This is a genomic window from Pseudarthrobacter sp. rb (genome assembly GCF_056389225.1).
In genome coordinates this window covers 256,842-282,989 of the sequence record NZ_JBWJAR010000004.1, presented here as the reverse complement: position 1 = coordinate 282,989, position 26,148 = coordinate 256,842, and the positions used below count along the sequence as shown (strand labels likewise).

The 26,148-nt window shown below is 64.9% G+C and carries 23 protein-coding genes, 1 tRNA gene and 1 pseudogene; 13 read left to right on the top strand and 12 right to left on the bottom strand.

From position 1 onward, the window contains the following. The first annotated feature begins 17 nt into the window (after nucleotides 1-17). The 5 genes from ACWRN3_RS08145 to ACWRN3_RS08125 all read left to right on the top strand — a co-directional run bounded on the left by ACWRN3_RS08145 (nucleotide 18) and on the right by ACWRN3_RS08125 (nucleotide 6,234). Nucleotides 18-1,361 (top strand): helix-turn-helix domain-containing protein, encoded by a 1,344-nt coding sequence (locus tag ACWRN3_RS08145; protein ID WP_476740320.1) that lies wholly within the window; start codon nucleotides 18-20, stop codon nucleotides 1,359-1,361. Nucleotides 1,362-1,501: 140 nt separating this feature from the next. Then, nucleotides 1,502-3,025 (top strand): acetaldehyde dehydrogenase ExaC, encoded by a 1,524-nt coding sequence (gene exaC / locus ACWRN3_RS08140; RefSeq protein WP_476740319.1) that lies wholly within the window; start codon nucleotides 1,502-1,504, stop codon nucleotides 3,023-3,025. Nucleotides 3,026-3,066: 41 nt separating this feature from the next. Further along, nucleotides 3,067-4,089, top strand: a complete 1,023-nt coding sequence (adhP, locus tag ACWRN3_RS08135) for an alcohol dehydrogenase AdhP (RefSeq protein ID WP_476740318.1) — start codon at nucleotides 3,067-3,069, stop codon at nucleotides 4,087-4,089. Further along, entirely contained in the window at nucleotides 4,089-4,496 is a 408-nt protein-coding gene (locus ACWRN3_RS08130) for a DUF779 domain-containing protein (protein WP_476740317.1), read from the top strand. The genes adhP and ACWRN3_RS08130 overlap by 1 nt, the downstream gene beginning before the upstream one ends. A 175-nt stretch (nucleotides 4,497-4,671) precedes the next feature. Next, the gene (locus ACWRN3_RS08125; RefSeq protein WP_476740316.1) at nucleotides 4,672-6,234 is read left to right on the top strand and encodes an amino acid permease; all 1,563 of its coding nucleotides are present in this window, start codon (nucleotides 4,672-4,674) and stop codon (nucleotides 6,232-6,234) included. An 87-nt stretch (nucleotides 6,235-6,321) separates the two neighbouring features. Here the strand turns inward: ACWRN3_RS08125 and ACWRN3_RS08120 are convergent, their stop codons facing one another. The 3 genes from ACWRN3_RS08120 to ACWRN3_RS08110 form a co-directional block, all read right to left on the bottom strand. After that, complete coding sequence (locus ACWRN3_RS08120; RefSeq protein WP_476740315.1) at nucleotides 6,322-6,957, bottom strand: DUF2461 domain-containing protein; 636 nt, start codon at nucleotides 6,955-6,957, stop codon at nucleotides 6,322-6,324. A gap of 137 nt (nucleotides 6,958-7,094) precedes the next feature. After that, a complete protein-coding gene (locus tag ACWRN3_RS08115) occupies nucleotides 7,095-8,591 on the bottom strand; it encodes a catalase (protein ID WP_476740314.1) in 1,497 nt (498 codons plus the stop codon). A gap of 7 nt (nucleotides 8,592-8,598) precedes the next feature. Continuing rightward, nucleotides 8,599-9,084: a Fur family transcriptional regulator gene (locus ACWRN3_RS08110; RefSeq protein WP_255172929.1), complete on the bottom strand. Its 486-nt coding sequence runs from the start codon at nucleotides 9,082-9,084 to the stop codon at nucleotides 8,599-8,601. Nucleotides 9,085-9,164: 80 nt separating this feature from the next. Between ACWRN3_RS08110 and ACWRN3_RS08105 the strand changes: the two are divergent. Both ACWRN3_RS08105 and htpX read left to right on the top strand, forming a co-directional pair. Then, a pseudogene (locus ACWRN3_RS08105) lies at nucleotides 9,165-10,435 on the top strand (MFS transporter). 28 nt (nucleotides 10,436-10,463) lie between these two features. Further along, nucleotides 10,464-11,330, top strand: a complete 867-nt coding sequence (gene htpX, locus ACWRN3_RS08100; RefSeq protein ID WP_476740313.1) for a zinc metalloprotease HtpX — start codon at nucleotides 10,464-10,466, stop codon at nucleotides 11,328-11,330. A 35-nt stretch (nucleotides 11,331-11,365) separates the two neighbouring features. Here htpX and efeB read toward each other — a convergent pair whose 3' ends face one another. The 4 genes from efeB to ACWRN3_RS08080 all read right to left on the bottom strand — a co-directional run bounded on the left by efeB (nucleotide 11,366) and on the right by ACWRN3_RS08080 (nucleotide 15,608). Continuing rightward, nucleotides 11,366-12,664: an iron uptake transporter deferrochelatase/peroxidase subunit gene (efeB, locus tag ACWRN3_RS08095; protein ID WP_476740312.1), complete on the bottom strand. Its 1,299-nt coding sequence runs from the start codon at nucleotides 12,662-12,664 to the stop codon at nucleotides 11,366-11,368. Nucleotides 12,665-12,738: 74 nt separating this feature from the next. Further along, on the bottom strand, nucleotides 12,739-13,950 hold the full coding sequence (gene efeO, locus ACWRN3_RS08090; protein WP_476740311.1) for an iron uptake system protein EfeO: 1,212 nt from the start codon (nucleotides 13,948-13,950) through the stop codon (nucleotides 12,739-12,741). Between the two features lie 31 nt (nucleotides 13,951-13,981). Then, nucleotides 13,982-14,842, bottom strand: coding sequence for an iron uptake transporter permease EfeU (gene efeU / locus ACWRN3_RS08085; protein ID WP_476740310.1), 861 nt, complete (start codon nucleotides 14,840-14,842; stop codon nucleotides 13,982-13,984). 274 nt (nucleotides 14,843-15,116) lie between these two features. Then, on the bottom strand, nucleotides 15,117-15,608 hold the full coding sequence (locus ACWRN3_RS08080) for a YajQ family cyclic di-GMP-binding protein (protein WP_018769043.1): 492 nt from the start codon (nucleotides 15,606-15,608) through the stop codon (nucleotides 15,117-15,119). Nucleotides 15,609-15,793: 185 nt separating this feature from the next. On the opposite strand from ACWRN3_RS08080, the gene ACWRN3_RS08075 reads away from it, so the two are divergent. The 3 genes from ACWRN3_RS08075 (at nucleotide 15,794) to ACWRN3_RS08065 (ending at nucleotide 16,909) form a co-directional block, all read left to right on the top strand. After that, nucleotides 15,794-16,048 carry a hypothetical protein gene (locus ACWRN3_RS08075; protein ID WP_255172923.1) on the top strand — a complete coding sequence of 85 codons (255 nt, stop codon included), beginning with the start codon at nucleotides 15,794-15,796 and terminating at the stop codon, nucleotides 16,046-16,048. A 167-nt stretch (nucleotides 16,049-16,215) separates the two neighbouring features. Beyond that, nucleotides 16,216-16,297: transfer RNA gene (locus ACWRN3_RS08070), tRNA-Tyr, on the top strand. 186 nt (nucleotides 16,298-16,483) lie between these two features. Beyond that, nucleotides 16,484-16,909: a CBS domain-containing protein gene (locus tag ACWRN3_RS08065; protein WP_255172922.1), complete on the top strand. Its 426-nt coding sequence runs from the start codon at nucleotides 16,484-16,486 to the stop codon at nucleotides 16,907-16,909. Nucleotides 16,910-16,994: 85 nt separating this feature from the next. Here the strand turns inward: ACWRN3_RS08065 and ACWRN3_RS08060 are convergent, their stop codons facing one another. Both ACWRN3_RS08060 and ACWRN3_RS08055 read right to left on the bottom strand, forming a co-directional pair. Further along, nucleotides 16,995-17,996, bottom strand: coding sequence for a LysM peptidoglycan-binding domain-containing protein (locus ACWRN3_RS08060; RefSeq protein WP_476740309.1), 1,002 nt, complete (start codon nucleotides 17,994-17,996; stop codon nucleotides 16,995-16,997). Nucleotides 17,997-18,334: 338 nt separating this feature from the next. Continuing rightward, the gene (locus tag ACWRN3_RS08055) at nucleotides 18,335-19,069 is read right to left on the bottom strand and encodes a potassium channel family protein (protein ID WP_476740308.1); all 735 of its coding nucleotides are present in this window, start codon (nucleotides 19,067-19,069) and stop codon (nucleotides 18,335-18,337) included. A 70-nt stretch (nucleotides 19,070-19,139) separates the two neighbouring features. Here ACWRN3_RS08055 and ACWRN3_RS08050 point away from each other — a divergent pair, with 70 nt between their 5' ends. Next, on the top strand, nucleotides 19,140-19,694 hold the full coding sequence (locus ACWRN3_RS08050; protein ID WP_476740307.1) for an acyl-CoA thioesterase: 555 nt from the start codon (nucleotides 19,140-19,142) through the stop codon (nucleotides 19,692-19,694). A 27-nt stretch (nucleotides 19,695-19,721) separates the two neighbouring features. Here ACWRN3_RS08050 and ACWRN3_RS08045 read toward each other — a convergent pair whose 3' ends face one another. Further along, nucleotides 19,722-20,681: a GNAT family N-acetyltransferase gene (locus tag ACWRN3_RS08045; protein ID WP_476740306.1), complete on the bottom strand. Its 960-nt coding sequence runs from the start codon at nucleotides 20,679-20,681 to the stop codon at nucleotides 19,722-19,724. A 303-nt stretch (nucleotides 20,682-20,984) separates the two neighbouring features. On the opposite strand from ACWRN3_RS08045, the gene ACWRN3_RS08040 reads away from it, so the two are divergent. Beyond that, nucleotides 20,985-24,032, top strand: coding sequence for a glycosyltransferase family 39 protein (locus ACWRN3_RS08040; protein WP_476740345.1), 3,048 nt, complete (start codon nucleotides 20,985-20,987; stop codon nucleotides 24,030-24,032). 24 nt (nucleotides 24,033-24,056) lie between these two features. Here ACWRN3_RS08040 and ACWRN3_RS08035 read toward each other — a convergent pair whose 3' ends face one another. Next, complete coding sequence (locus ACWRN3_RS08035; protein ID WP_476740305.1) at nucleotides 24,057-25,145, bottom strand: glycosyl hydrolase family 28-related protein; 1,089 nt, start codon at nucleotides 25,143-25,145, stop codon at nucleotides 24,057-24,059. A gap of 202 nt (nucleotides 25,146-25,347) precedes the next feature. On the opposite strand from ACWRN3_RS08035, the gene ACWRN3_RS08030 reads away from it, so the two are divergent. Then, the gene (locus ACWRN3_RS08030; protein WP_324642709.1) at nucleotides 25,348-25,782 is read left to right on the top strand and encodes a thioredoxin family protein; all 435 of its coding nucleotides are present in this window, start codon (nucleotides 25,348-25,350) and stop codon (nucleotides 25,780-25,782) included. A 66-nt stretch (nucleotides 25,783-25,848) separates the two neighbouring features. On the opposite strand, the gene ACWRN3_RS08025 is transcribed toward ACWRN3_RS08030, so the two are convergent. Next, nucleotides 25,849-26,127, bottom strand: a complete 279-nt coding sequence (locus tag ACWRN3_RS08025; RefSeq protein ID WP_159631253.1) for a putative quinol monooxygenase — start codon at nucleotides 26,125-26,127, stop codon at nucleotides 25,849-25,851. Between the last annotated feature and the right edge of the window lie 21 nt (nucleotides 26,128-26,148).

Below are 26,148 nucleotides of genomic sequence, written 5' to 3'. Positions count from 1 at the left end.
TCCGGAACGGGAGTTCGATGACGAACCTGCTCCATCCTGAACCGCGCCAGCGTGCCGCACTGGCCGGCCACGAGCGCCTGGGGTCGGACCCCGGCAACCTCACCCCCGAGATCCCCGGGCTGCGCAACCTCATCAAGGAGTCCTGGCAGCGGTCGGCAAGCTTCAAGGCCAATCCGGACAACGTTGCCGCGCCGCTGGCATTCGACTGGGACCAGCTGGAGGACTACCGGCGGCAGCACCCCCTGGCCGCGATCATGCCGGTCATCAACAAACTCCTGGTCCAGCCCAGCCACGACAGCGGGCTCCTGGTTGCGGTGGGCGACGAGGTGGGCAGGCTGCTGTGGGTGGATGGCGACCCCACCCTCCAACGCCGGGCCGAAGGCATGATGTTCGTCCCCGGTGCCGACTGGTCCGAGGCCAGCGTCGGCACCAGCGCGCCGGGCACCGCCCTTGCCCTGGGCCGGGGGATCCAGATCGCGGGCGCCGAGCACTACCAGCGGGCAGTGCACCCCTGGAGCTGCACCGCCGTCCCCTTCCATGACCCCGACTCCGGCGCTGTACTCGGCGTCGTGGACATCACCGGGACGGACACCGCGGTGGCGCCGCACACGCTGTCGCTGGTGGAGGCCACCGTTGCTGCCGCCCAGGCGCAGCTGCGGGTGGAGCGCCTGCAGCTTGCGGCGGAGCTCGCCAGGAAGCCAGTACGACGACGGTCCCCGGCTGCCGCCGGCAGGCAAGGCCCGGGTGCCAGCGAAGGCAGCCTCTACCGGAACAGCCTGCAGCTGCTGGGCCGCGACCAGGCACTGCTCAGCCTGGGTGGCAGGACCGTTTCCCTGTCAGCACGGCACAGCGAGATCCTCGCCCTGCTGAGCTCTCACCCGGACGGGCTCACTGCCGAGGAACTGGGCTTGCTGCTGTACCCCGGGGAGGGCTCCACCATCACGCTGCGGGCCGAGATGGTCCGCCTGCGCAAGGTCATCCAGCAGCTGAGTCCCGACGCTGTCCCCGGCTCCCGCCCGTACCGGCTCCCGCTGGACCTGGTGCCGGATACCGGCCAGGTGCTCAGCTGCCTGCAGCGCGGCGCACACCGGATTGCCTTGGAGATCTACCGCGGCGAGGTACTCCCGCGCTCGGAGGCGCCAGGCGTTGTCGACCTCAGGAACAGGGTTTCGTCCCTGCTCCGGGAAGCGGTCCTCACGGACGGCAGCGCCGAGTCCCTGCTCAAGTACGCTGCGCTTCCCGAAGCAAGGGACGACGTCGTCATCCGCCGCGCCGCGCTCCGCCTCCTGCCGCCGCGCTCACCCAAGCGGGCCGCCGTCGTAGCCGACCTGGAACGGCTGGAAGCCGAACTGGGCGCCTGACGCTCGATTCGGGCCGGACCACGGCTCTGTGATCTGGATCTCACCCTCGCAACCTTGCTGCAACGTTGCTCCTCCTACGCTGGGTTCATCGGCGAGCGCCCCTACGGGCCAGCCTTCTGCACAGCAAAGGAGCTAAGCACATGACCGTTTACGCACAGCCGGGAACCGACGGTTCGAAGGTCACCTTCAAGGACCGCTACGAGAACTGGATTGGCGGCGAATGGGTGCCCCCGGTCAAGGGCCAGTACTTCGAAAACATCACCCCGGTGACGGGCAAGGCGTTCTGCCAGGTGGCCCGCGGTACCGCGGAGGACATCGAGCTCGCCCTGGACGCGGCACACAAGGCCGCACCCTCTTGGGGCAAGACCTCCGTGGCGGAACGCGCCGCCATCCTGAACAAGATCGCCGACCGCATCGACGAGAACCTCGAGATGCTCGCCGTGGCCGAAACCTGGGACAACGGCAAGCCCATCCGGGAAACCCTCAACGCCGACCTGCCGCTGGCCTCGGACCACTTCCGCTACTTCGCCTCCGCGGTGCGCGCCCAGGAGGGCAGCCTGTCCCAGCTCGATGACAACACCACCGCGTACCACTTCCACGAACCGCTCGGCGTGGTGGGCCAGATCATCCCCTGGAACTTCCCCATCCTGATGGCCGTCTGGAAGCTGGCGCCCGCGCTCGCCGCCGGCAACACCGTGGTGCTCAAGCCCGCGGAACAGACGCCAAGTTCCATCCTGGTGCTGATGGAACTTATCGGGGACCTGCTGCCCGCCGGCGTGCTGAATGTGGTCAACGGCTTCGGCGTGGAGGCCGGCAAGCCGCTGGCATCCAGCCCCCGGATCCGGAAGATCGCCTTCACCGGTGAAACCACCACCGGCCGGCTCATCAGCCAGTACGCCAGCCAGAACCTCATCCCCGTCACCCTGGAACTGGGCGGCAAGAGCCCCAACATCTTCTTCAACGACGTTGCCCAGGAAAACGACGCCTTCTACGACAAGGCCCAGGAAGGCTTCGCACTCTTCGCCTTCAACCAGGGCGAAGTCTGCACCTGCCCCTCGCGGGCCCTCGTGCAGGAGGACATCTACGAGTCCTTCATGGCCGACGCCGTGGCCCGGGTGGAGAAGATGATCCAGGGCAACCCGCTGGACACCGAAACGCAGGTTGGCGCGCAGGCCTCCAACGACCAGCTGGAGAAGATCCTGTCCTACATCGACATCGGAAAGCAGGAAGGCGCCAAGGTGCTCACCGGCGGCGCCCGCGCCGAACTCCCGGGGGACCTCGCCGGCGGCTTCTACGTCCAGCCCACCGTGTTCGAGGGCCACAACCGGATGCGGATCTTCCAGGAGGAGATCTTCGGCCCCGTTGTGGCGGTGACCCGGTTCAGTGACTACAACGACGCCATGGGCATCGCCAATGACACCCTGTACGGCCTGGGCGCCGGCGTCTGGTCCCGCAACGGCAATGTGGCCTACCGCGCCGGCCGCGAGATCCAGGCCGGCCGCGTCTGGGTGAACAACTACCACGCCTACCCGGCAGGTGCCGCTTTCGGCGGCTACAAGTCCTCCGGCATCGGGCGCGAGAACCACGCCATGATGCTGGACCACTACCAGCAGACCAAGAACCTCCTGGTCAGCTACGACGAAAACAAGCTGGGCTTCTTCTAGGCCGAAGCCCGCACCACTACAACGACGCAAGGATTTCGCCAATGACGACGACAATGCAAGCAGCAGTAGTAACCGAATTCGGCACGGACCTGTCGATCCAAAACATCGCCATTCCCACGGCGGGGCCGGGACAGGCCCTGGTCAAGGTCCTGACCACCGGCGTCTGCCACACCGACCTCCATGCCGCGGAAGGCGACTGGCCCGTCAAACCCTCCCCTCCGTTCGTCCCCGGGCACGAAGGGGTGGGTGAAATAGTGGCCCTGGGTGAGGGGGTTTCCAACCTCGCCATCGGTGACATGGTGGGCAACGCCTGGCTGTGGTCGGCCTGCGGCGACTGCCAGTATTGCCGAACCGGGTGGGAAACCCTGTGCGAGGCGCAGCAGAACGGCGGGTACAGCGTGGACGGCTCCTTCGGGGAGTACATGCTGGTGGACTCCCGGTTCGCGGCGCGCATACCGGCGGGATCCGACCCCGTCGAGGTGGCGCCGGTGCTTTGCGCCGGCGTCACCGTCTACAAGGGGCTGAAGATGACCGAGGCCCGGCCGGGCCAGTGGGTCACCATTTCCGGCATCGGCGGCCTGGGGCACATCGCAGTCCAGTACGCCGTGGCCATGGGACTCCGGGTTGCGGCCGTGGACATCGCCGACGACAAGCTGGCCCTGGCCAAGGCCCACGGCGCTGAACTCACGGTGAACGCCCTGCATGAGGACCCGGCGGAGGTAATCCAGCGGGAGACAGGAGGCTGCCATGGAGTTCTGGTCACTGCGGTGCACCCGTCAGCGTTCGGACAGGCCATCGGGATGGCCCGCCGCGGCGGCACCATCGTGTTCAACGGACTGCCGCCGGGGGATTTCCCGGCGCCGATCTTCGAGATTGTGCTCAAGGGACTGACTGTCCGCGGCTCGATCGTCGGCACCCGGCAGGACATGGAGGAAGCCCTGGACTTCTATGCCCGGGGGAAGATCCACCCCACCGTGTCCGTGCGGGAACTGTCGGAGGTCAATGCCGTGCTTGATGAGATGAAGCACGCCAAGATCGACGGCCGCGTGGTGCTGAGGTTCTGATGCCGGCTGAAGAGCTCGCTGCCGCCGTGACGCTGCCCGGGGAGGATTTCTCCCGGGTGGCGCTCACGCCGGCTGCCGTGGACCTGCTCCGGATGCTCTGGGACAAGCATGGGCCGCTCATGTTCCACCAGTCCGGCGGCTGCTGCGATGGGTCCTCGCCCATGTGCTACCCGGCCGGGGACTTCATCACGGGGGACGCGGATGTCCTGCTGGGGCTGTTCGACCTTTCGGACGGTCTGCAGCCCCTGCCGCTGGAGTTCTGGATGTCCCGGGAGCAGTTCAACTACTGGAGCCACACCCATCTGACCATCGACGTCGTACCCGGACGCGGGAGCGGCTTTTCCGTTGAAGCGCCTGAAGGTAAACGCTTCCTGATCCGGTCAACACTGGTGGACTGGCCGTCCTAGGAAGTTCGACCAACTGCCACTCGGGGCTCTCCATTCGGAGGGCCCCGAGTGTTTTGGCAGAAGAATGTTCGGCATCGGGGCCGTCTCATTATTCGGGACGATTGGGACCGTCCAGTGGATGGACAGTATCGTTGATAGGTCTGTTTCCCTCACAAAACCAGGATTGTGACCCCCAATGAACCTTCTGCGGACAAAATCCATCGAGCAGTCGATTGCCGACGCCGATGAGCCGGGACGCAAGCTTAAGCGTTCCCTCAGCACCTGGGACCTCATGATCATGGGCGTCGCCGTTGCTGTCGGCGCCGGCATCTTCTCGGTCGGCGCAAAGGCCGCCGCCAACTTTGCAGGTCCCGCCGTTACCCTCTCCTTCGCGATCGCCGCCGTCACGTGCGCGCTGGCCATCATGTGCTACGCCGAGTTCGCCACCGCCATTCCCGTAGCGGGATCCGCCTACGTCTTCACGTACGCCACCATGGGTGAGCTCCTTGCCTGGATCATCGGCTGGAACCTGATCCTGGAACTGTTCACCGCCGCCGCCGTGATCGCCAAGTACTGGGGCATCTACCTCAGCAAGGTGTTCGCCCTCACCGGCCTGGACATCCCGCCGGCCATCTCGCTGGGGGGCGTGGACCTCTACTGGGGCGCATTCCTCATCGTGGCCATCTTCACCGTGCTGCTGGTGCTGGGCACCAAGCTCTCCGCCCGCGTGGGCAACATCTTCACGCTGATCAAGATCGCCGTGGTGCTCTTTGTGATCGTGGTGGGCTTCACCTACGTGAAGTTCGAGAACTACACCCCCTTCGTTCCGGCAGCCGAGCCCACGGCCGGCACCGGCGCCGCAGACGTCCTGAAGCAGTCCTTCTTTGGTTTCCTGACCGGAGCTGCCCCCGCCCAATATGGCACCATGGGCATCTTCGCCGGTGCCGCCCTGGTGTTCTTCGCCTTCATCGGCTTCGACGTGGTGGCCACCTCCGCCGAGGAAGTGAAGAACCCGCAGAAGACCCTGCCCCGCGGCATTTTCGGCGGCCTGGCCCTGGTCACGCTGCTCTACATCCTCGTGTCCCTGGCCTTGACCGGCATGGTGTCCTACACCCAGCTGGCCGAAGCCAAGAGCCCCACCCTCACCACGGCCTTCGAGGCAGTGGGAGACACCTCCGCGGCCAAGGTTATCGCCTTCGGTTCCCTGGTGGGCCTGACCACCGTGATCATGGTGCTCCTCATGGGCCTGTCCCGCGTGGTGCTGGCCATGAGCCGCGACGGGCTGCTGCCCCGGGCGCTGTCCAAGACCAGCGACAAGCGGTCCACTCCGGTGCGCCTCCAGGTCATCTGTGGTGCCGCGGTGGCGCTGGTTGCAGGCCTCACCAACGTGGACCTGCTCGAGGAAATGATCAACATCGGCACGCTGTCCGCGTTCGTGGTGGTCAGCCTGGGCATCCTGGTGCTCCGCAAGAAGCGCCCGGACCTGAAGCCGGCCTTCCGGGTTCCGCTCGGCAAGGTGCTGCCCATCGTGTCTGCGGTGCTGTGCCTCTACCTGATGACCAACCTCGCCGTGGAGACCTGGATCTTCTTCGCCTTCTGGCTGGTGCTGGGCCTGGCGATCTACTTCGCCTACGGCCAGCGCCACTCGCGGCTCAATGAGCGTTTCGCCGAAGCCAACGCGTCCGTCAATGGCGCGCCCGGCATGGCGTCACGGACAGCCACCGAGTCTGATGACGAGGACGAGCTGAGCCGGACCTGACGGCCCACCGTACCAGCTGTTGAACTGCCCGCCCGGCCTGCGCCGGGCGGGCAGCCGCGTTTCCGGTCGGGCCATGCTTCGGGCCGGTCACGGCGCCGCGTACCGTCCCACCCATTCCACGAGCGGCCGCAGCTGTCGCCAGCGTTCCGCGATCTGCTCCTTTGCGGCCGGTGTGGACACCCACTCCGGCTGGCCCATCTCGACACCCGCGGACAGTGATTTGTGCTTAAGCAGTTCGGCGCGGGGATGGTCCTTGTCGAAACCCCGCGGGACGGTTTTCAGCTTCTCGCCTTCGATGGCAAAACCGGCCCCGGCCACGGCATCCACGATGTCCTGCAGGGCTGCGCCGCTGGCGGAGGCGTCAGCGGCCGCGCGGAACCGGGCCAGCTGCGCGGGCGTGTGGGAGTGGTAGCCGCCACCGATCAACAGCCCGTCTGCGTTGATTTGGAGGTAGAAACCCACGCCTTCCTGCCGTGCGGCGAATGCTCCCTGGGCAGTCTTGTATGGTGACTTGTCCAGCGAGAAACGGATGTCCCGGTTGGGGCGGAAAAGCTTGGCAGGTCCGAACTCGGGCTCCAGCTCGGAGAGCAGGAGCGTGAGCGGCTCCTTGACCGCTGCGTCGTACGTGGCTTTGTGTTCCAGCCACCATTCGCGGTTGTTGTTGTCCTCCAGCTCGGCGTAGAAGCGGAAGGCTTCCGGGGGAATGCCTGCGAAAGTGTTCATCTAAGGAGCCTAGAACCGCCGTCCGCGACCGGCCACCTCCCAGGCGCCGTATGTGCACAACCGGGCCAGGCAGCAGAACACCCCGCCACGGAAGCCCGTGACGGGGTGTTCTTCGGTTCAGCCGGCAGGAGGCCTGGTCAGCCGATCTTGTTGGCGGACTCAGCGTCCGAAGCCGGAGCCGACGGGGCCGCACCGGCACCGAGGTTGGCGCGCAGCTTGGCGCCCAGCTCGGCGTCGACGTTGGTCCAGTACTGGATGGCGCGTTCCTTGATGTCGGAGCGCTTCACGCCGCCAACGGCGCCGGTGATGGTCTCCAGGAAGCGGGCCTTTTCGCCCTCGTTGTAGACCTCGCGGTACAGCGCGCCGGCCTGGACGAAGTCGCCGTCCTCGGCGTGGAGGGAGTGCGCGGCGAGGGTGAGCTCGCCGTCGTTCTCCCAGCCGCCCGCAGCGTTCTGCGGCTCAACGGCAGCCGGGCCGCCAAACGTGTTGGGGGCGTAGACCGGAACCGAGGGGGCGTTGAAGAGGAAACGTCCCTGGCCGTCCTGGCTGTAGTTGTTGACCTGGTTCTTGGGCTGGTTCACCGGGATCTGGGCGTGGTTGGTGCCCACGCGGTAGCGGTGTGCGTCCGCGTAGGAGAAGATGCGGGCCTGCAGCATCTTGTCCGGGCTGGCGGCGATACCGGGCACGAAGTTCGACGGCGCGAAGGTGGCCTGCTCGATCTGCGCGAAGTAGTTCTCCGGGTTCTTGTTCAGCTCCATCGTGCCCACCTTGGTCAGCGGGTAGTCCGCGTGCGGCCACACCTTGGTGAGGTCGAACGGGTTGAAGCGGTAGGTCTTGGCGTCCTCGTACGGCATGACCTGCACGTGCAGGTCCCAGGACGGGAAGTTGCCGGCTTCGATGTTCTCGGACAGGTCGCGGATGTAGAAGTCCGCGTCGGAACCGGCAAGCTGTTCCGCCTGCTCGGAGCTCATGGAGTTCACGCCCTGGTTGGACTTGAAGTGGTACTTGACCCAGAACCGCTCGCCCTCGGCGTTGATCCACTGGTAGGTGTGCGAGCCGTAGCCCTGCATTTCACGCCAGGAGGCGGGCAGGCCGCGGTCACCCATCAGCCAGGTGACCTGGTGGGCGGACTCGGGGGACAGGGTCCAGAAGTCCCACTGCATGTCGGCGTCGCGCAGGTGGGTGCCCGGCAGTCGCTTCTGGGAGTGGATGAAGTCCGGGAACTTGATGCCGTCACGGATGAAGAAGACGGGGGTGTTGTTGCCCACGAGGTCGTAGTTGCCCTCGGTGGTGTAGAACTTCACGGCGAAACCGCGGGGGTCGCGCCAGGTGTCCGGGGAACCGTTCTCGCCCGCCACGGAGGAGAAGCGGATCAGCATCTCGGTCTCGACGCCAGGCTGCAGGAACGCTGCCTTGGTGTACTTGGAGATGTCCTCGGTGGTCTTGAACGTGCCGAATGCACCGCCGCCCTTGGCGTGCACTACGCGCTCCGGAACCCGCTCACGGTTGAACTGGGCGAGCTTTTCCACCAGGTAGTGGTCAGTCAGGATGATGGCACCATCGGCACCAACTGACTTTGAGTGTGCGTCGGACGTAACCGGTGCACCTGACTGGGTTGTGGAAACGGCAGTCATTGTTCTCCTATTTCTCTTTTTCTTGCGAGGGACTGTGGGGAGGAAGTTGTTGGGCCTGCTGGCACTCCTGGCAGATGCCCTGGTACATGACGTCGGCGATCTGGATGGTCATCGGCTTGGCGTCCGGATTCCAGTGCGGCGTGAGGCAGGGGGCGTGGCCGACGGCGCAGTCCACGTCTTCCACGCGGCCGCAACTGATGCAGATGGCGTGGTGGTGGTTGTCGTCCACCCGTGTCTCGTACAGGGCGGGGGAGTGGGGCGGCTCGAACCGGCGCAGCATGTGCAGGTCCGTCAGGTCGCCGAGGACCACATAGACGGACTGGGCCGTCAGTTCCGGCAGTTCGGTCCGGGCGGCGGCAAGGATGCTTTCGGCTGGGGAATGCGGGTGGCGTTCGACGGCGGCGAGTACAGCGAGCCGCTGCTTGGTCACCCTGCGGCCATGGGCGCGCAGGGCCGCAGCCCATGCGTCCTGGCCATCAAAGTGCTCCGTCATGGCTCCATTGAAGCACTTATTATTAATAACTCACAATAAGGCTCGGCTTACCTTTCCGTGTCGCCCGCTAATGTTGCGGGGTGGGGAAAATACTTGCCGATGTCACGCCGCTCAAGGAAAGCCCCGCATTCCGCCGGCTGTGCTGGGATCGGCGGTATCCGCCGTCGGCAGCCAGCTCACGCTGGTGGCCGTCAGCCTCGAGGTGTACCGGCTGACCCAGGACAGCTTCTACGTGGGCCTGCTGGGCATTTTCGCGCTGGTTCCCCTGATAATCGGCGGCCTGATGGGCGGCTCCATCGCGGACGCGCACGACCGCCGCCGCATCGCCCTGCTGGCCTCCACGGTCCTCTGGCTGACCACCGGCCTGATCGCGCTCCAGGCCTGGCTGCAGCTGGGCAACGTGTGGGTGCTGTACCTGCTGGTGGCGCTGCAAAGCGGTGCCCAGGCCATCAACCAGCCGGCCCGCAGTGCCATCATCCCGATGCTTATCCGCAAGGAGCTCCTGCCGGCGGCCAACGCCCTGAGCATGCTGTCCCTGGGCCTTGCCATGACCGCCGGGCCGCTGCTGGCCGGCCTCCTGGTGGCGTGGCTGGGGTTCGGCTGGACCTACACCATCGACTTCGCCAGCTTCGCGTTCGTCCTCTGGGCCGTCTACCGGCTTCCGCCGATGCCTCCGGCAGGAACCCGCAGCAAAGTGGGACTTCGTTCCGTGGTTGAGGGTTTCCGTTTTCTGGGAACGCGCCCCAACCTCCGGATGACCTTCATCATCGACCTCGTGGCCATGATCCTTGCCCAGCCGCGGGCGCTGCTCCCCGCCGTCGCTGCCCTCATGATCGGCGGGGGCGAGGCGACCGTGGGCATCCTGCTGGCCTGCACCGCCGTCGGGGCCTTCCTCGCCGGCCTGTTCTCCGGTCCGCTGGGCAGCGTGCGCCGCCAGGGGACCGCCGTCGTGGTTTCCGTCATGGGCTGGGGTGCCTCCATCGGGGCCTTCGGCCTGGTGGTGCTGCTCGCGGGCCCGGCACCGGACGGAGCGGTGACCCTGTGGCTGCTGCCCGCCGCCGCCTGCTGCGCCTTGGCCGGGATTGCCGACTCCATCAGCAGCGTCTTTCGCAACACCATCCTGCAGGCCGCGGCCCCTGACCACCTGCGCGGACGCCTGCAGGGCGTGTTCATCGTCGTGGTGGCCGGCGGCCCCCGGGTCGGGGACCTGCTGGCCGGCGGCGCGACTAAGCTTCTGAATGAGGGCTGGGTCCTGCTGCTCGGCGGTGCACTGTGCATCGCGGGGGCATGGCTCGCGGCGAAACTCCAGCCAGGCTTCCGGCAGTACGATGCCCGGAACCCGGTGCCCTAGCAAGCCGTTCCTTAAGCAAGGAGGAAACGTGCACAACCATCACAACGGCCTGAAGACCGCGGCGCTTTTCGGGGTGCTGTGGGCGGTGCTGCTGGGCCTCGGCGGGCTCATCGGCGTGGGCACGCGCAGTTCGGCGCCCATCTGGATCATGGCGCTGATCGGCGTCGGCACCACGTTTTACGGCTACTGGAACAGCGACAAGATCGCCATCCGCTCCATGCAGGCCGTCCCTGTGACCGAAGCCCAGGCGCCGCAGCTGTACCAGATTGTCCGCGAGCTCTCCATGCGCGCCAACCAGCCCATGCCGCGGATCTACGTCTCGCCCACCATGAACCCCAACGCCTTCGCCACCGGCCGCAACCCGCAGAACGCCGCCGTCTGCTGCACCGAGGGCATCCTGCAGCTGCTGGACCCGCGCGAACTCCGCGGCGTCCTGGGCCACGAGCTCATGCACGTCTACAACCGCGACATCCTCACCTCGTCCGTGGCGGCAGCCGTCGCCGGCGTGATCACCTCGGTGGGGCAGATGCTGCTGTTCTTCGGCGGCGGGGACCGGCGCAACGCCAACCCGCTGGCCATGATCGCCATGGCCCTCCTGGCACCTTTCGCGGCGTCCCTGATCCAGATGGCCATCTCCCGCACCCGGGAGTACGACGCCGACGAGGACGGTTCGCAGCTCACCGGCGATCCGCTGGCGCTCGCCTCAGCCTTGGCCAAGATTGAGCGCGGCGTCAGCCTTGCTCCGCTGCCGCAGGACCAGCGGCTGGTCAACGCCTCGCACCTGATGATCGCCAATCCGTTCCGCGGCGGCGGCATGAACAAGCTGTTCGCCACCCACCCGCCCATGCGGGACCGGATCGCACGGCTGGAGTGGATGGCGGGCCGGCAACTGTAGCCGGGAACCCCGCCGTCGGACGCCGGGCAGCCTTCCTACGTGAACAGGCCGTCCCCGATGAATCCGCCGGGCTTCACCCCGCCGGGAACGGCGAACAGTCCCGAACCCGTGTGCTTCAGGTACTCCACCGCCAGGGTGTCGCCCTTGGCCATCGCCATCTGCATCGGGACGTAGTGGCTCCGGGGATCGGTGACGAAGGCAATGAAGAACAGGCCCGCATCGAGATGGCCCACGCCGTCCGAACCGTCGGTGTAGTTGTAGCCCCGGCGCAGCATTCTCACGCCGCTGTTCCGGCTGGGGTGGGCCATCCGCATGTGCGAATCGAGCGGAATCAGGGGTTTGCCGCCTCTGCCTTGCCGGGCGAAGTCGGGCTCGGTGAACTCCTCGCCGCCGGACAGGGGTGCGCCCGTGCCCTTGGTCCTGCCGATCAGGCCCTCCTGCTCGCCCAGCGACGTCCGGTCCCAGGTCTCGATGTGCATCCGGATCCGCCGCGCCACCAGGTAGCTGCCGCCCGCCAGCCAGGCATCCTCCGGCCGGCCGGCCGTGGCCCACACGTGCTGGTCCAGCAGCTGGTCGTCCTCGACCTTGAGGTTGTTGGTGCCGTCCTTGAAGCCGAAGAGGTTCCGCGGGGTCTGCTGGGCGCGGGTGGTGGACGAGGTTCGCCCGAATCCCAGCTGGGACCAGCGCACCCGGACCTTTCCGAACCCGATCCTGGCCAGGTTCCGGATGGCATGGACGGCCACCTGGGGGTCGTCGGCGCAGGCCTGGACCACCAGGTCGCCGCCGCTGCGGGCGGGGTCCAGGTCGTCGCCGGGAAAGTGCGGCAGGTCGATCAGGGCCTCGGGCCGCCGGCCGTCCAGCCCAAACCGGGCCGCGCCGTCCTTTTCGAACAGGCCGGCGCCGAAGCCGAACGTCAGGGTCAGCTTGCCCGCGTTGAGGTCCAAAGCCTCGCCGGTGTCCTCGGGCGGGGCGCCGTAGGGGCCGTCCACCGCGCCGGTCGCACCGGCCGGGCGGCCTTCGGTCAGGGCTTCGGCCGCGCGTGTCCAGTCCTTGAGCAGCTGGATGAGTTCTTCGCGCCTGGTGGTGGTGACGTCGAACGCGGCCATGTGCAGGCGGTCCTGGGCGGGGGTGGTGATGCCGGCCTGGTGGTCCCCGTGGAAGGGGACCACCGGACTGTCGGCGGCGGGAGGTGCCGCGGAGGCCGCCACCGCGTCGTGGCCAAGGAAGCCGGCCGCAAGTCCCGCCGCAGCCCCGCCCAGTCCGGCGATGCCAAACAGGCCGCGCCTGCTAAGGCGCGCGGCCGCCGTCGGCCGTGCCCGCTCGGGGGGCTCCAACGGTGCCTGGACGGAAGCCGGGACCGCGCTCGGCTCAGAAGCTTCCGGCGCCCGGCCGCTGAACGGGCAGCCGGTCACAGGATCACCGCCGCCGTCAGCCGGGACAGCGGCTCCCCAAGGGCGTCCACCAGGGAAGCCAGCCGCTGGACCTGCTCCGGCGTCAGCTTGTCGTAGGACGTGAAGGCGGTCCCCTGGGCATGGGTGGAGAGCTCGGCCTGAAGCGCGGCGAACTTCTCGTCCAGCGATGTGGCCAGTGCGGCGTCCTTCTGCTGCAGGGCCGGTTTCAGGTTTTCGAAGGCAATGCGGGCACCGTCGACGTTCGCCTGGAAGTCCCAGAGGTCCGTGTGGGACCAGATTTCCTCTTCACCGGTCACTTTTCCGGTGGCAACTTCATCCAGGAGCTCCTTGGCGCCATTGCCCAGCATGTCCGCGGAGATCTCCAGCGTGCGCGTGCGCTCCACGAGGTCCTTGGTGTCGGCCACCATGCGGTCGGCGATGGCTGAGCGCTCGGCAGCGGTCAAGGCCGTGTAGCCGGCGGGCGGGAACAGGTCCTTCTCCGCGCGGTGCCACCCGGTCCACTCCTGGCCCGGTTCAAGATCGGCCTCGCGGGCGTCAAGCTGCGGGTCCAGGTCCCCGAAGGACTCCGCGACGGGCTCAATCCGTTCCCAGTGCTGGCGCGTCGCGGCGTACAGTTCGCGCGCCTTCGCCGCGTCACCGGCCGCGAAGGCCGCGGCGAACTGCTCGGTCCCGGTGAGCAGCTGTTCGCCCTGGTCCTTGACGTAGGACGCGTGCTGCGTGGTGGCGGTGTCGAGGAGGTGCTGGAAATCCGCGTCCGCCGGCTGCTGGTTGCCGGACGGGGTGACCTCCAGTGCAGCCCTGATCCCGTCGCCTTCCATGCCGGGCTTGCACGCGGTGGTGTAGGTGCCGGCGGGTGCGGTCACCACCAGGTTGCGGCTCAGGCCCGGGCCGATGTTCTCCACCTCGCCAAGGATGCGCAGCCCGTCCGCGGCCAGCAGGTAGAACTCCGTGACCTCGGTGCCTTCATTCTTGACCGAGAACGTAAGGTTGCCGCTGGGCACGCTGGTGGCGGAAACCTTGCACTCGCTGTTCGAGCTGACGACGTCAATGGCGCCCCCGGCAGTGTCAGAGGCCTTGGTGTTGTCCGTGCAGCTCGTGAGGATCAAGGGCACGGCGACGACGGCGGCGGCCAGGGCGGCACGCTTGCTGCGGAAGGTGCAGGGGGCAGTTTTGGGCAGGTTGTTTTTAGGCAGGGTGAAGCCAGGCATGGGGGATTCCTTTGGTGCGGGTGAGGGGGATTCAGGCGGCGGCCACGGCCTTGACGGCAGTGTTGTCGCGGGAGCCGGCGGGGCTGGGTGGTGTTTTGCGGTTGATGCGGAGGTACAGGAACAGCACGGGCAGCACGTAGAGCAGCCAGGCTCCGGCTTCCAGCCAGGTGGTTGCGGGGGAGAAGTTGAGGGTGCCCTTGAGCAGGGTGCCATACCAGGACGACGGCGGCACGGCCCCGCTGATGTCAAAGGCCAGGGAATGCAGGCCCGGGAGCAGTCCGGCCTCCTGGAGGTCATGGATGCCGTAGGACAGGACGCCGCCGGCGATGATGATCAGGGCCGCCCCGGTCCAGGTGAAGAAACGCGAGAGGTTCACTTTCAGGACGCCCCGGTGCAACAGGTAGCCGAAGCCGGCCGCGGCGGCCAGGCCCAGGAGGGCGCCGATGAGCGGCTGGGTGGATTCACCCGTTGCCTTGGCCGCAGCCCAGAGGAAGAGGGCTGTTTCCAGGCCCTCACGTCCGACTGCGATCGCAGCCACCACGGCCAGGCCCCAACCTTCTCCGCCCGCTGACTTGTCCACGCGGGATTTCAGGTCGCTTCCCAGGGTCCGTGCGGTGCGTGCCATCCAGAAGACCATCCACGTCACCAAGCCGACGGCGGCGATGGACAAGGTGCCGCCGATGGCCTCCTGCGCCTCGAAGGTGAGGCCTTTGGGGCCGAAGGTCAGCAGGGCGCCGAAGGCAACGGACACTGCAACTGCTGCTGCCACGCCCACCCACAACCGGGGAATGAGGTGGCGGCGGTCCGTTTTGGCCAGGTAGGCCATGAGGAGGACCACCACCAGGGTGGCTTCGAGTCCTTCGCGCAGGCCGATCAGGAAGTTGGCAGTCATGGAGTGTTCTTTCGCTCAGGCTACCCTTACTTAGGCAGGCCTAAGGAAGAGATTACCCGGCGCCGTCGAATACGCAAACCAAACGTGCCGTAATTGTCCCCAGGTTACCTTCCTGGGTCCCTCGTCTCCCGGGAGGCGCGCGCCCTGGCGGCTCCGCGCTGCGCAAAACGGGCAGCGACACGCAAAAAGGCTGGCGCACCCCGAATGTGGGGTGCGCCAGCCTTTATGCGTGGCGTGTAACTTTTTGCGCGTCGAAAACGACGGCGGCGGGGGACTAGCTGCGGAAATTCACAAACTGCAGGTCAGCTTCCTCGAAGTCCTTCAGCAGCGCCATAGTGGCCTGCAGGTCGTCACGCGACTTGGAAGAAACACGCAGTTCGTCGCCCTGGATCTGCGACTTGACCGACTTGGGTGCTTCGTCGCGGATGAGCTTGTTGATCTTCTTGGCCAGGTCCTGGGCGATGCCCTCCTTGATGGAGGCTTCCAGGCGGAACTCCTTGCCGGAGGCGTAGGGCTCGCCGGTGTCCAGCGACTTCAGTGAGATGCCGCGGCGGATCAGCTTGGACTGCAGCACGTCCAGGACGGCCAGGACCCGTTCTTCCGAGTTGGCCTTCATGAGGATCTTTTCGCCGCTGAAGTCCACCTCGGCACCGACGCCCTTGAAGTCGTAGCGCTGGGCGAGTTCCTTCTGCGCCTGGTTGAGCGCGTTGGCCACTTCCTGCTTGTCCACTTTGCTTACGACGTCGAACGTTGACTCGCCTGCCATGACTCTCCTTTGTTGATGGGAGCCCCGTGCGGGTACAGGGCCTGGATCACTGGCATCCAGCCTAGTACGGATGCCCGGGCTGGTGGGGGCGCCTGATTCACAGTTCCCTCTCAGCGGATCCACCGGGGGAACGAAGGAGGGGTGGCGAGAGTTGGAGCAGTTGTACCGCAGTTGAAGGGAACACCATGCACCGTAAAGCCGCCCATTACGTCACCCGGAGCACCAGTACAGCAGCGGGGGCGGTGGCTGCAGCAGCGTCGTCGGTGGCGGCGGCTGCAGTGGCGGCCTCCATTGTCTTCAGTCCCGTGGCGGATGCCTCCGCCAGGATGGACGGGGTCCGCGCCGACCTCCAGCGGGCTGTGCAGCTGAACCAGATCACCGAGGAGCAGGCACTCAGCTTCGAAGCAAAGCTGGCCGGGCGCATCCTCGGGGAGGCTTAGGCACCAATTTTTCGGCGCCGATTCAGGGCTTTAGGGGCCGTGGAAGGCCCGATTCGATTCTTCGCCCGAAGTTCTGTAAAGTTGTCTTGCCCGCGGTTACTGAAGCGGAAAGCGCCGGAAACGGATGCTTGCCAACACTGCATCGGCGGGTACTTCTTTTGAAGTTCGGCAGATTACCCGAGCGGCCAAAGGGGGCTGACTGTAAATCAGCTGGCAACGCCTACGGGGGTTCGAATCCCTCATCTGCCACCCAAGGAAGAGCCTCCGGAACCACCAGGTTCCGGAGGCTCTTTCGTTGCCCCGGGCCCTTTCCCAGCCCTTCAGAACGGGCCTCCTTCCGCCGTCGACACTGTGTGGGTGCGGGCGTAATCTGGCAGCATCGGCGCATGTGCTCCGATGCCCTGCGTCGATAATCCATCGATGAAGGAGGATTCAATGAGTGCTGTACGTGAATTCATGACCACTGATGCGAGGTGCGTCAGGGAAACAGAGTCACTGACGGACGCGGCCCGCATGATGATGGACCTTGACTGCGGAGCGCTTCCCATCTGCGGTGACGACGGCAAATTGAAGGGCATGATCACTGACCGCGACATCGTGCTCAAGTGCGTTGCCGCCGGCCGCGACCCCGGCCAGATGATGGCCCGCGAGCTGGCTGCCGGCAAGCCCTACTGCATCGACGCCGACGCCAACGTTGATGCAGCGATCGACATGATGGAGCAGCACCAGGTCCGCAGGCTCCCGGTGATCTCGGACCACAAGCTGGTAGGCATCATCAGCCAGGGCGATATTGCCCGCAACTACTCCGAACAGCGCGTGGGCGAACTGGTGGAACACATTTCAGAACGCCACGGCGTATAGCGCGCCGTTGGCGCGTCATTGACTTGTCCGCGGGTCCAGCCCTTGGAGGCCAGGACCCGCGGACAAGCTTACGAATTCCGCAATTTCAGTTCAGCGCGATCAGGAGCATCGTGCTGGTTCCCGGGATGCAGGTCTGCAGGATCGCCCGGGGAAACCCGCCGAACACCGAGATGACGTCATTGGTGGTTCCGGGATTTGGCACTGTGCCGCGCCCGGTCACCGTGTACGTTCCGTAACCCGGGATGCTCACGGTCTCACCCACGCCGATTCCCGAGAACCGGGCCCATCCACCGCAGAAATCGTGTTCGGTGATGAACAGGGAGTAGCCGTCATTGGGTGTGTAGTGGATGGGCCCGATGCAGGCGTCCACCATGGACTGGCCACCCGAACCGGCTACGTAGATGGTCCGGACGGCAGGGGCCGCCGGCGCAACGGCGGCCGGAGCGGATGCCTGCGCAGCAACCGGTGCCGCGGCGGGGGCGGGCGCGGCAGCCGGAGCAGGAGCAGGCTCGGCAACTGCGATAGGCGGGCCCGTCAACAGGAGCGTTTCGCCCGGGTAGATGATGCTGTACGCACTCAGTCCGTTGGCCGCGAGCATGGCATTCATGTCCACGCCATGGCCGGCGGCGATTGCCCCGACGGTGTCGCCCGGCACCACCGTGTACAGGTTGGGGTCGCCGGCGGGTTCGGGGACCGGCGCGGGTGCAGGCTCGGGTGCCACGGGCGGCGGAGCCGGAGCCGGGTCGGCCGGTGGGGCCGGCGCTTCGGCGGCCGGAGCGGCCACCTGCGCTGCCACCGCTTCCGCCGCCCCGGGAGCGGCTGCAGGAGCTGTGGGGGCGGAGCTGCTTGCCGACGGCGGCGCGGGGGCCTCTGCTACCTGCGCCGCCGCCGTCGTGCTTCCGTTGAGGGACGCGGGCGGCGCCGCCATGGCACCGACGCCCACCGCGGCCACCACCGCTGCCGTGGCCATGCCGGCCCATAACTTGTTGCTGATGACCGGCCGGCCGGTGGTGAGGTCGGTCCGGGGTTCGTCGGTGGCGAAGCTTCTGCTGGTGCCGTCGGGGGAGGGGAGGGAAGGCTGGTTCATGGGTTGCCCATCAGTGTTCGGTCCCGCCGGGGCGCTGCATGCACACCAGGACGCTGGACGGAGCGAGATGATATTGCGACGCCGGTCCCGGCGGGGGCCGGAACCGAAAGCGGCGCAGGTTGGAGGCGTCCGCATACCCAGAAAATGCGGAACTCCGCGTGACGGCAGGAGCTCCCGGAAGCCACCCGGGGGACCTGCCAGTGCGTGTTGGTCCTAGGAATCCCGAGTCTAGGAACGGGGCAAGGCCGGGGCACCAGTAGGGGTTACCCGATTTTGCCGGCCCGCTACTCGCCCGGAAGGGGGCCGCTACTCGACGCCGGAACCTTGAATACTTGCCGTTACAGGGGCCGGTGTTCCCGCAGTTCCGCGATCTCCCGCCGCAGCAGGGCGATCTCGCTGACCAGCTCGGCCACCTCGGCCCGCACCGGTTCCTCCACGGCCTCGGCCACCGTTTCGGCTGTGTCTTCCACCCTTTGGACGAGCCACGAGGCGACGGACGCCGTCACCACACCGAGTACCGCGATCCCGCTCATCATGAGCGCTGTGGCCACCAGGCGGCCGATGGGCGTGACGGGGTACATGTCCCCGTAGCCCACCGTGGTGATGGTGGCGGTGGCCCACCACAGTGCGTCACCGAACGTGGTGATCTTGGCATCGGGCGCCCACTGTTCCACGTCCAGCACGGCCAAGGCCCCCACGAAAACCAGCAACGCCGCGGACGCCGCCACGTAGGTGACCACCCGGCCGCGCAGCGTTTCGCCCACGGTCCGGTGCAGCACGGACAGCAACGTCACCAGGCGCAGCAGCCGCAGGGGGCGGAAGAACGGCAGGGCCACGATCACCAGCTCGTGCAGGTTCCGGACGAACCATTGCCTGCGGTTCTCCGCCAGCCACAGGTTTGCCGCGTAGTCCAGGACAAAGACGCACCAGGTCACCCACATGGCGCCCTCGAGCAAGTCCGCTCCTGTGCCTTCGATCCGGCCGATCACCTGCCAGGCGTACGCGGCCAGGAACACCAATGCGGTAGCCATCAGAGGCCACTCCGCCAGGGCCCGGTAGCGTTGCTGCGTCATGCAGGAAATCCTACGGTGCCGGATGTGGAGCGCCTTCCCGTAAGATGTTACTGGCGGGTAACATTGAGGCATGCACCTGCTCCTGAGAACACTCCTTATGCTCTTCCGCTCCCGCCGCCGTCCGCCGTTGGCGGTGTGGGATCCGTCGTCCCTGCCCCTGCGCGTCCTGCCCACGGACATCGACATCGCCATGCACGTCAACAACGGCATGTATCTGTCCCTGATGGACCTGGGCCGGTTCGACCTGATGGTGCGCAGCGGCGTCTGGAAGCGGATGCGCCGCCGCGGCTGGAGCCCGGTGTTGTCCGCGGAGACCATCTCCTTCCGCAAATCGCTGCAGCTGCGGCAGGAGTACGCCATCGAGACCCGCATCATCGGGCTGGACACCAAGGCGATCTTCTTCGAGCAGCGCATGGTGTCCGACGGCGAAATCTACGCGCGTGCCTACATCGCCACCCGGCTGGTCACCAGGACGGGCCCGGTCAGCCAGGAGGACATCGTTGCAGAGTTCGGCGCCCCGCCGGCGGACCTGGTGCTCCCCGATTGGATCCACGAATGGCGTGCTTCCAGCGCCTTGCCCGGCAGCGGCACACCGGCCCCGCATCTCTGGGAGGCCGACGCCTGAGGGTACTCACGGGCTGAGCCGATTTGGCTAGTCCATTAAGTGCCTCAGCCGCCTTGTAGCCAGGATGGTCCGCTTCACGCCGTAGAACAGTCGAGGCGAGATCCGCGACAAGGCAGCCTTTGTGGCAGTCTCTGCATGCCTTTTGACCCGGTAGGCAAGGGGCGGCGATCCCAGCGGTTCAATGATCTGAAGGTGGGTGGCAAAGTCGAACTTGTACGACTCGGCGCCCTGAAGGAAGTCAAACGATCTATGGCCTCGTTGGTGGCTGTCCTGGAGCATATAAAGCAACAGTTGCTTGCCGACACCGTACTGCGCGAAGGCGGGGTCGAACGCCGGAATGAGGGCCAGATATTCGTTGTCCCAAATGAAGCCGGCGTGGATCGCGACATATCGGTCATTGACTTGCAAAGTAGATAGCAAAAGGATCCCATCCTCGAATAGGTGCCGAAGCATGGCCACTGCCCGGGGGTTTTCGAGGGCCTCATTCCCGCCTTGGTATTGCTTCCTCTTCCAGTCGCACAGCAGCTCAAGCGCGCCGCGATTGCGGTCGTCGAACGTATACGTGGCAGCGGCGTGCTCCCTGGCAAGCTTGGCCCTTCGTTTGCGCATCACCTTCAACATGTCTTTGCTTCGGCCACGAAGAAAAGACTCGTATTCTACCCAGGTCGGGAACCGGGCCCAGGCCACCAGCGGCGCTGGTTCCTGGCCGGTCGGCGCCCAGGCCATGTCCGGGTTTCGGTCGTCCAGGACCACCGTAGAGGTGACCACTCTGGGAATGAAGCGAACGTGCCCATCCCCACCCTGGTGTGAAGGGAGAGGCTTCACATAGTCGTAGAAGGGACCTTCAACCAAGGGTTTTTTGCCGTTGATCTCCGCTAGGCGGACGCTGTACCCGCTGATCGTGTAAGTCCTGAATCGAAAATCTGTGGCCCGATAAAAATCGCTGGCGAGTGCGGTAAGGAATACATCCGAAGCGAAGAAGTTCATACAGGATCTCCTTCAGGGCCTCTGAATAAGACGAGACCCGGACTGAGGTAAAAAGGGATGCTGATGGCTGCTGCGGAAGTTGCTTGTCGTGTGATTCCGCGTTGTACTCCGTTATTCAGTAGGGTACTCCCGGGCCATGCGCCGCAAACCTAGGTAATTAAGGAATCCGGAAGTAAGTACTGGCTACTCGTGCTGGCCCATGTGAACCCCGATAACCTTGACGGAAGCACGGGACCGGGGACACCCGAGTGCCCACAGGCATGCCATTCCTGTGGGTGCAACCTCACAAGGGGGAACCGCGTGATGACCCGTCCGCCTGCTGAGCTCCAAGCTGGCACCCCGCCCGACGGAAAAGTTAAAGTGCCCCGGGCGCACCGCACCATTGCAGGACACGGAATTCTGCTATCTGCCTCGGCCGCACTGGTAGGGGTTCTTAGCTACACCTGCACGCTTCTCATGACCCACGCTCTTTCACCAGGGGACTTCAGTAAGTTCGCAGCCGCCCAGATGCTGTTAGGCATGGTAGGAATTGTTACGTCGGCACTGGTGCCGTTGCCTCTTTCGCACGCCGTGACGAGCTTCCCGCCCGGCTCCGAGGAGCGGCGGGATGCACTGGCGTTCGCTGTACTCATTTCGGTTATGGCAGGCCTTGTTGCTGCCCTCGTGAGCGGTTTCGTCGTAGCAGGGTTGGGCTCGGCTTCTACTGCTGCGATTGTGGCACTGTCATCTTTCGTCCTATTCCTGGGGGCAGCACCATCGGGGTGGTTTCAAGGCGAACTTCGCTTCATGCGTTACACCCTGAAGTCCGTGGGCGAGATTGTTATCCGGTTTCTTTTCTCACTGCTGGTTGTGGCCTTTTCGTGGGGTGCTACCGGTGCTGTCCTGGGCTTCGCAATGGGTGGACTGGCGCTATTCACCACCCCGAAGGCATTCCTGCAGGATCTCAGATGGCGACCGCGCGTTCTGGCCCAAAAGTGGCGGTGGGCCGAGACTGCGGATATAGCTGGTGCCCTATGCGTCGTCTCAGTGTTGGTGGGCGCGGACGTAGTGGTCGCAGCATTCCTTGATCCTGGATCCCCGGCCACTGCGGGCTTCCAGGCCCTGGCTTCCATAGCTAAAGCACCTGTCTATATTGCAGCAGGAACTGGGATCGTCATGTTCCCTCTGCTTCGGCGGTCCGGGATAGACGTCAACGTTGTCCTATTGGCGTCGCTGTATTCCTTTGGCCGAATGGCACTATTTGCCTGCGCCACAATTGCAGCGTCGCCCTATGCCTTGGTCGCATTCGTCCTCCCGCAGAAGTATCACGACTCCATTTTGATTTTGCCGTGGCTCGCACTGGCAGGTCTCGGGTACGCCAGCATCACCCTCCTCGTCACCATCCTGTTGGGTCGCAGGGCATACCGTAGGTGCCAGCTGGGGCTGATCCTCGTCACTGTCCTGATACCCGGCAGCCTGCTTGGGGGATGGGTAGCGCGGGGAGTCACGGGCTTGGCCGTTGGTTGCGCAGCAGGATCCTCACTGGCCGCTGCCGCCCTCTTCATAATCTCCTACCCAGTCCTCCCTCCCCGCTCCGGCCGCTTGGCCGCCCGAGGATTGCTAATGGCGGCAAGCCTTTACGGGGTCCTTCTGGTGGCGTCCGTGCAACCTGTCATTTGGCTGCTCGTTGTTGTCTCGTCGGGGCTTTTGGTTCTGACACAACTAAAGGAGGGTCCCACTGCGTCCCTTAGTCGGACCATGCAGAGCGCCGCTCATGCCCTTACCGGGACTATCAGGCAGTATTGGGAGCACCAGAGCATCCGGAGGCGAGGCCGGAGGCACGTTGCCCTTCCAGCACCGATGAGGACGCTGGTTGGGTTTACGAGCTGTGTCGCCGTTGCCTTCGGCGTCCGATCGGTAGGCCTTACCACGAGTTTCGAGGTATGGGTTGACGAGGCCCTATACGCTCTTTTGGGCCAGTCGGTTAGCGCGGGCAACATTCTGCCGGCGCTGCCGGACGGCCCGTTTTTCCTGCACCCTCCGGGGTTCTTCTGGGTTGAAGGGGTAATAATTCGCCTCTTCGGGGTAAGCGGAAACAACCTGGATCTCGTTCTGCAATTGCGTTGGCTCAACGCAGTCCTGGGCGCTGTGACAGTTGGACTCGCCTTCCTCATTGTCCGGCGGGTGGGTAATAGAGCGGCGGCGTGGGTGACCGCCGGTCTATTGTCATTCGAACCTTTCGTCCTGCGCAGCAACAGCCATGTGTTCCTGGAGACGCTTGCCATGACAGCAGTCCTCGGCGGCCTGCTCATCGTCGTCTCCCAAATACAGCGGCGCTGCTCGACAGACAGGCGCCCGACTTTTCTCTTCCTTGGCGGTGCCTTGATGGGGTACGGGGTCCTAACCAAGGACTTTTTTGCGTTGTGCACGGCGGTTCCCCTTGTGGGCGCCATGATGTGGCGGCACACGCTGCGCTTGCACGACTCCGCAAGAGTCCTTTCAGCCATGGTCATCCCTTATGTGATCTATATGTCGATTGTCGTCGCGGTCGGTATGTTCCCGGACTGGCTACAAGCCAAGACGGCTGGCCTTGGCCGGCTCATTGGCCTGGAAAAGACCACGGGCTTCTCGACCGAGGGTTCACCCAGCCTTGTTTCCCGCGTGATCGACAACGCCGGCCATTTTGGTTCCAGTTATATCTTGCTCGGACTTTGCCCCGTTGCCGCCGTTCTTTTATGTTTCAGTCCCCGGGCAGAGCGCAGACTTATCGGCTTGGTCAGCCTCACCTTGGGAACCTACGGCATATACAGCGCGGTATTCGGAACATTCGAGGAGCAGTACGGCTACGGTGTAATGATCGACGGCGTACTGGCTATCTCAGTGCTAAGTGCCGAAGTGCACGAGCGGCGACCAAGATTCCGCAAGTTTATGGCCATCGGTGGTGTGTTCCTGCTGCTGCTCACCGGGCTTCTGGGAGCACGGTTGGAAACGTCCATTGACAACGGCTTTGAGCAGGCAAGGCGCTGGGCTCAGGAAAACCTGCCGGCAGAGGCCAAAGTCAGCGTCTCCAACAGCACTGCCGAGTTGGCCTTTCAAGATGACCACCGTTTTGGCGTTTGGCCCTCCGCGACATTGATGCTCGAGAACGGGGCAAATTACATTTTGACCCAGTCCCTTCCTACGAGCCAGGGCTACGGGTACATGGAACCCCGTATGTTGCCGTGGCTGGAAACAAATGCCACGCCGGTTTTCTCATTGTCGGGCTTGACCAATGGGACCACTACCGTATGGTTTGTGAACACAGCAACGCTCGCTGCGGGATCGCGGTCCGGAGTAGGGACGTGGTCCTCCCCGGACAAAACTGGTCTGTGATGTTGGGAGACCACCGTCCCGCCTTCAGCCCGGGCAGGAAGACTGATTTCCCGCGACGTGGTTCCCGGGGCCATCGGCCACCTTGAAGTCGCCGCTTCGACAGAAGCGGTTGTCCACCACCTGGACGTTTTCAAGCTTGCCCGAGAAACTGGTGGACAGGCCGTCCAGATCGACAAAGAGGTTGCCCTTGACGGTGACATCGTGCACCAACTGGCTGCCGCCATCGTAGAATCCGGTTCTGATGCCGGAGGGAGAACCCCAGAACCGGTTGTCCTCGATGCTGATGTTATAGATTTCCTGTCCAGAGACCGCCAGTTGCATGCCCGCTCCGTGAGAACCTCCCCGTACGTCATTTTCCCGGTACTCTATGTCGTAGACCGGGGAGCCGATAGTTTGCGCCGCGAGTCCGTCGTCGCCGTCTTTTCCTTGGCGCTGGTCAACGTGGTTGCCGACCACCAGGCCACCATGCGAATCCGTTACGTGGATGCCGTCCAACTGGTCGTACTGGCCACTCGATGAGACCACGGTCGAGTTGTTCCTAACGCAGAAGTTGCTGCTTGCCACTACAGCTATGGAATAGGTGAAGGGGTTCTTGGTGGCCACTTCCTCCACGAGGGCGCTATGGGAATGGCGCACGTCAATCAGATACTCCTTCAAACGTCCGGAGACATTTCCGTCAAGGACATCCCCGCTCTGGTCCGCGCTCAGTTTCGCTATGGTCACGTTCTCCGCGCCATTGGTAGTGATCAGGGGGTGGCCCCCGAGTGGCCCCGTGGACTTAAGGAACCGGGACGAGGCCTTGAGAAGGGTGTTCGGGCCCGATCCTTTGAGGGCGACATTGCTTTTCAACACCAGGGGTCGGTCAATGTCGAAGTGGCCCTCGGAAAGTTGAACTGTCCCTCCGCCTCTTGCCGCTGCCCTGTCGATGGCGCTCTGGATTGCCATCGCGTTTCCGGCATCGGAAGCGCTAAGCCGCTCAACGTGGGGTGCGCTGCTTCCCGCGGCGGTACAAAGATTGGGGTCCTGCCGTACCCGGTCCACGATAACCATTGCCCCTATGCCGGCAACCAGTAGAACCAGCAGGAAGATTAGTTGGGGCCGGCTCGCGTTCATAATTCAAACCTTCGCTGCCATTATCCGGTGTTTCACGCGCCGCCCTTCAAGCGCTCCCCGTGCTGTACAGCCATGAAGAGCCCTGAAGAGCAGGGCAGTCGTAGCTTCAGGATAGATGAGGCAGCGCATAGGTGCTTGTTTCCCAATGACGCGGGGAGCGAACAACCGCGACAGGCCCGGGGTGGACGCGTACCGTGGACACATGGCTACCCTTGACATCACAGGTGAACAGTTCGCATCGACGATCGAAGGCAACGACATTGTCCTGGTCGATTTCTGGGCGGAATGGTGCGGCCCGTGCAAGCAGTTCGGCCCCACGTACTCCGCCGTCTCCGAGAAGCACCCCGACGTCCTCTTCACCAAGGTGGACACCGAAGCTGAGCAGCAGCTCGCAGCGGAGGCAGGCATTTCTTCCATCCCCACGCTGATGGCCTTCCGCGAAAAGGTGCTGGTGTTCTCACAGCCCGGCGCTTTGAACGCCCAGCAGCTGGAACAGGTAGTGGACGCCGTGAAGGCGCTGGACATGGATGAGGTCCACGCCCATGTGGCCAAGCAGCGGGAAGAAGCAGCAGCCGCGGCCGGCAAGCCTGCCGGCCAGACCGGTCCCCAGGACGGCACGCAGATCCCCGACTTCTAAGACTCGTTAAATACAGAATGCGGGACCTCCGGTGGGAGGTCCCGCATTCTGCGGTTAACGGGTGCGCTAGACGCGTTCGACCTTGACCGGTTCGGCCAGCAGCGCGCTCAGCGATTCGTTCAGGTCCTGCACGGCGATGCCCTTGGAGTGCCTGTCCAGGTCCTCCTCGGACGCCCACTGCTCGGTCAGGACCAGCTTCTCCTCGGTGGCTTCGGTCAGTTCGTACTGGATGCAGCCTGGCTCCTTCACCACCTCGTCGATGGCGATTTCCAGGGCCAGCTTCACGCGGTGGAACTCGCCGTCGTTGGGGATGAACGTTGCTATCAGGTCAATGGGTGCGCTCATGGATTTCACAATACCGGGCGC